We start from the raw sequence: 4,127 nt of genomic DNA on the forward strand, positions 1-4,127 counted from the left end.
ATTTTCAGATTTTTAAATCGTTTATCAAAATGAGCTTTGATGTTCATATCAGCGCCATCATCAGTGAGAATTGTTGGACTGTGTTTCAATACCTGATCAATACACCAATCATATTCTTTCACTGATTGCCCATGCCAAGAATAAACATGAATGCCTTGAGAAGCCAAAAATGCCGCAATGTCATCCTGTGTGGTTAAAGGATTCCCACCACAACATGCAACAGTTGCTCCTAATTCTTTTGCACCTATTAGTAAAACAGATGTCTCTTTAGTAATGTGGAGGCAAAATCCCAAAGTAATTCCTTTCAGAGGTTTTGTTTTCTTGTAACGATTAATGGTATTATCAAGAATTTGCATATGTGATCTGGCCCATTCATAAGATAATTTTCCTTCTTTGATTAATTTTGAACTAGATTTTACTTTGCTCAATAAATTAAATTTTCTTTATTACTATAAAATTCTATCATGCGAATGTAAATAAATGACAAGAATCACACAAAAATATTGACTTGGAAGAAAATTGCAGATAAAGGCGCAGTAGAAGCAGGAAAAGGAAAAGCATTCAAAGTCGATGGAAAACAAATTGCAATTTTTAATCAAGATGGATATCATGCAATAGATAATCTATGTGTTCATCAAGATGGATCTATTGCACCAGGAAAACTCGACGGAGATATTGTAGAATGCCCACTTCATTTTTGGCATTATAATATCAAAACAGGAGAACTAACAGACTATCTTAAAGATGTTAAACTAGAAACATATCCAGTGGAAGCCAGAGATGACGGAATCTATATCGACATTTAATCATAAAATTCACATGTAAATTAAAAAAAAGACAGTTCAATTTCGGTCGCGACTTGTGTAATGTCAAAAAATCATAAAACAGAGGAAATTACATCTCTAGTGCTAGTATGGGTTATGTTGGACACAGATTATTATCCTGTAATTGTATTATGCCAACAAAGTATATTGAATATTGTGTGTTCAAAATGAGCAAAATATGATTGGATATTAGGCATAAGTTTTATTCTTACATCATTTCAAAAAATATTGTTGAATGAAAAAATCATAGATGAGATTAAAAATCAAAATTATTTTGAAATTACTGAGGTTATCGGAAAATTTCTTTTAGAACAAATTGATAAGACTCATGCAAAAGGAGTTATCTTAGGATTAAGTGGAGGGATAGATTCAGCAGTTTTAGCTTACATTTGTAAAAGAAAATTACAAGACAAAACGCTTGCATTGATAATGCCAGATACATCAATTACTCCAAAATCAGAAACAGAAGATGCACTCAAAATGATTTCACTTACCGGGATAGAATACAAGCTAATTGACCTCAAGCCCATTGTAAATGAATATTCGATGTATCTTGAACCAAATGAGAAAGCAAAGGGGAATTTAAGGGCCAGAATTAGAACAAATATTTTGTACTATTATGCAAATTCTAAGAATTACCTCGTATTAGGGTCTAGTGATAAAAGCGAATACATGATAGGATATTTTACAAAGTTTGGAGATGGGGCATCAGACATCACACCCATTATTTCATTATACAAACTACAAGTAAGAGAAATTGCAAAATATTTGGGAGTTCCAGAAAAGGTGATTGTAAAGAAAAGTAGCCCTCATTTGTGGAAAGATCATGAAGCAGAGGAAGAGTTAGATGTATCATATGAAGAAATAGATTCTATTTTGTATTGCCTGTTTGAAAAAAAGATGTCAATTGATGACACTGAAAAAACCATTCAGATTGATAAAAAAATAATTGAGAAGATAAATCAATTGCATATAAACAGTGAACATAAAAGATTGCCATCACAAAAACCATATGGAGATTAGAATGAAAATCCAAGACACACTATCAAAAGCAATGCAAGAAGTAGACGTTTCAAAAAAAGTCAAAATTTATCTTTGTGGAGTGACAGTTTATGATGAATCTCACATAGGGCATGCAAGAACAATCATTGTTTTTGATGTGCTTAGAAAATATCTTGAAAGTAAGGGAATAGAAATTGAATTTATTCAAAACTTTACAGACATAGATGACAAAATCATCAATCGTGCGAATGCAGAAAATAAAACTGCAGATGAAATTAGCACAAAATATATCGAAAATTACTATGATGACTTTGATGGATTAAATGTAAAACGTGCAACAAACTATCCTAAAGCAACGGAGCACATTTCTGAAATTATAAAATTCATAGAAAAATTAATTGTGAAGGGAGTTTCATATCCAACAAAAAATGGAGTGTATTTTTCAGTATCAAAATTTCCAGAATATGGAAAATTGTCTAAAAAGAAAATTGATGAGCTCCAATCGGGATCTAGAATCGAGGTAGATGAGGAAAAAAAAGATCCTTTAGACTTTGCAGTGTGGAAATTATCAAACAAAGAACCTGTATGGGACAGCCCTTGGGGAAAAGGACGACCTGGATGGCACATTGAATGCTCAGCAATGAGCATAAAGTATCTTGGAGAGAATTTCGATATTCATGGAGGAGGAAGAGATTTGATATTTCCCCATCATGAAAACGAGATTGCACAGTCTGAGTCATTTACAGGTAATCAATTTGTAAAAATATGGATGCATGTAGGAATGGTAACAATTGATGGAGAAAAAATGTCAAAATCCATTGGAAACATTAAATCAATCAAACACGTAATAGAAAATTGGGGGCCAAACATTATCAGATTATTCTGCTTATCGGGTCACTATTCAAAGCCAATAGACTATTCTGAAGAATTACTAAAAGAGAATCTAACAAAATGGAGACAAGCAGAAACTTGCTATTATGAGTTAATTCATACAAATAATGAAAATAATGAGAATATAACTGAAATGACTCAAAAATTAGGCTCAGAATTTGATAAAGCATTGGAAGAGGACTTTAATACACACCTAGCATTATCAGCGTTTTTCCAACTAATCAAAGAAGCAAACAGACTAGCTGCTGAAGAAAAGTTAGGAAAAGAAGATGCAAAAATAATCAAGGCAGAATTTCAAAGAATGTTGAAAATTTTAGGACTAGACATTCCAGAGATGACAGACAGTGTGAAACAAGAGATTAACACCATGATTCAAAACAGAGAAAAATTCAGACAGGAAAAACAATTTCGAGAAGCAGACCAAATTCGGGACAAACTCAATGAGATGAATGTAGAATTAATTGATCATAAAGGAAAGACAATCTGGATGAAAAAAGAAAAAATCAAAGCTGAAAAATAAAGAAAAAATCAAGGGTTAACCATTGCTAGTTTACTCTCAATTCTGTCATAGTATCCATTTTGATCTCTAGCAGGAACATAAAATGTTGCAGAAATTACATCTCCAACACCTACATCACAATCTGTCACAACAACAGAATAACCTAAAACAGATTCACCAACACAGCCATAATTAGTAACAGCAATGACCGATACGTCTTCAGTAACTAGTGTTGGAACTATATTCCAAGGAGTTAATGTAAAAACGAGTATTACGGAAGTTGCTGCAGCTAAAATTAACATTAATTTTAGCTGAGGTATTTTTGTCTGTACAGTTTGTTGCATTTCTCCTCACTGAGATTTATAATTTGCAGGATATAACCAATAAGGGATTTTTTGGTCTAGTGCCAATTAATTCAAATTTTACAATCGCAGCCTTTCTGTTTTAAAATTTGAATTTGTCTAGAGGGTGAATCAACGAAAACATTCTGAATTGAAAGTCCAGTTGCTTTTCTCTTGTCTAATGGACTATGATGAGAATAACCCCTACGAATCATCTCAAAAACCAATTTTTCGTGCCTAGAATATAGAGCTCTTAGTTTCCCTTTCCAACGAATAGTCTCAGGATGTAAAGAATAGCCTTTCTTATTTTCAGTAATTACTGCCCACATAGCATGAAGTTCTCTATGCTCACCTAACAGATGATTTCGACATAATTTTCTTGGCGAGACATCCCAAATTCTCATTTTTGTAAATTCCAAAATTTTTTGTAATTATAGTATTGGTTTTTTTGGACAGATAAATTTTCCAAATTTCTTATGATTTCCATAATGTCAAAATCATTTGAATCAAATGTAAAGTACACGTTATCGTTAATCATCAAACATTCCTCATTCTTTGAGAATAATCATA

Annotated in this window: 6 protein-coding genes; 3 read left to right on the top strand and 3 right to left on the bottom strand. The window is 32.3% G+C overall.

From position 1 onward, the window contains the following. A partial coding sequence (locus OEW78_RS10075) for an adenosylhomocysteinase (RefSeq protein ID WP_300327164.1) occupies window positions 1–428 on the bottom strand: 428 nt, incomplete at its 3' end. Between the two features lie 75 nt (window positions 429–503). Between OEW78_RS10075 and OEW78_RS10080 the strand changes: the two genes are divergently transcribed. The 3 genes from OEW78_RS10080 (at window position 504) to cysS (ending at window position 3,237) form a co-directional block, all read left to right on the top strand. Continuing rightward, entirely contained in the window at window positions 504–806 is a 303-nt protein-coding gene (locus OEW78_RS10080) for a Rieske 2Fe-2S domain-containing protein (protein ID WP_300327165.1), read from the top strand. A gap of 249 nt (window positions 807–1,055) precedes the next feature. Continuing rightward, window positions 1,056–1,847: an NAD+ synthase gene (locus OEW78_RS10085; RefSeq protein WP_300327166.1), complete on the top strand. Its 792-nt coding sequence runs from the start codon at window positions 1,056–1,058 to the stop codon at window positions 1,845–1,847. A gap of 1 nt (window position 1,848) precedes the next feature. After that, window positions 1,849–3,237 carry a cysteine--tRNA ligase gene (gene cysS / locus OEW78_RS10090; RefSeq protein ID WP_300327167.1) on the top strand — a complete coding sequence of 463 codons (1,389 nt, stop codon included), beginning with the start codon at window positions 1,849–1,851 and terminating at the stop codon, window positions 3,235–3,237. An 8-nt stretch (window positions 3,238–3,245) separates the two neighbouring features. On the opposite strand, the gene OEW78_RS10095 is transcribed toward cysS, so the two are convergent. Both OEW78_RS10095 and OEW78_RS10100 read right to left on the bottom strand, forming a co-directional pair. After that, complete coding sequence (locus OEW78_RS10095) at window positions 3,246–3,560, bottom strand: hypothetical protein (RefSeq protein WP_300327168.1); 315 nt, start codon at window positions 3,558–3,560, stop codon at window positions 3,246–3,248. A 71-nt stretch (window positions 3,561–3,631) separates the two neighbouring features. Continuing rightward, the gene (locus tag OEW78_RS10100) at window positions 3,632–3,961 is read right to left on the bottom strand and encodes a pyrimidine dimer DNA glycosylase/endonuclease V (RefSeq protein ID WP_300327169.1); all 330 of its coding nucleotides are present in this window, start codon (window positions 3,959–3,961) and stop codon (window positions 3,632–3,634) included. Window positions 3,962–4,127 lie beyond the last annotated feature (166 nt).

This window comes from Candidatus Nitrosopumilus sp. (genome assembly GCF_029882185.1).
GTDB lineage: Archaea > Thermoproteota > Nitrososphaeria > Nitrososphaerales > Nitrosopumilaceae > Nitrosopumilus.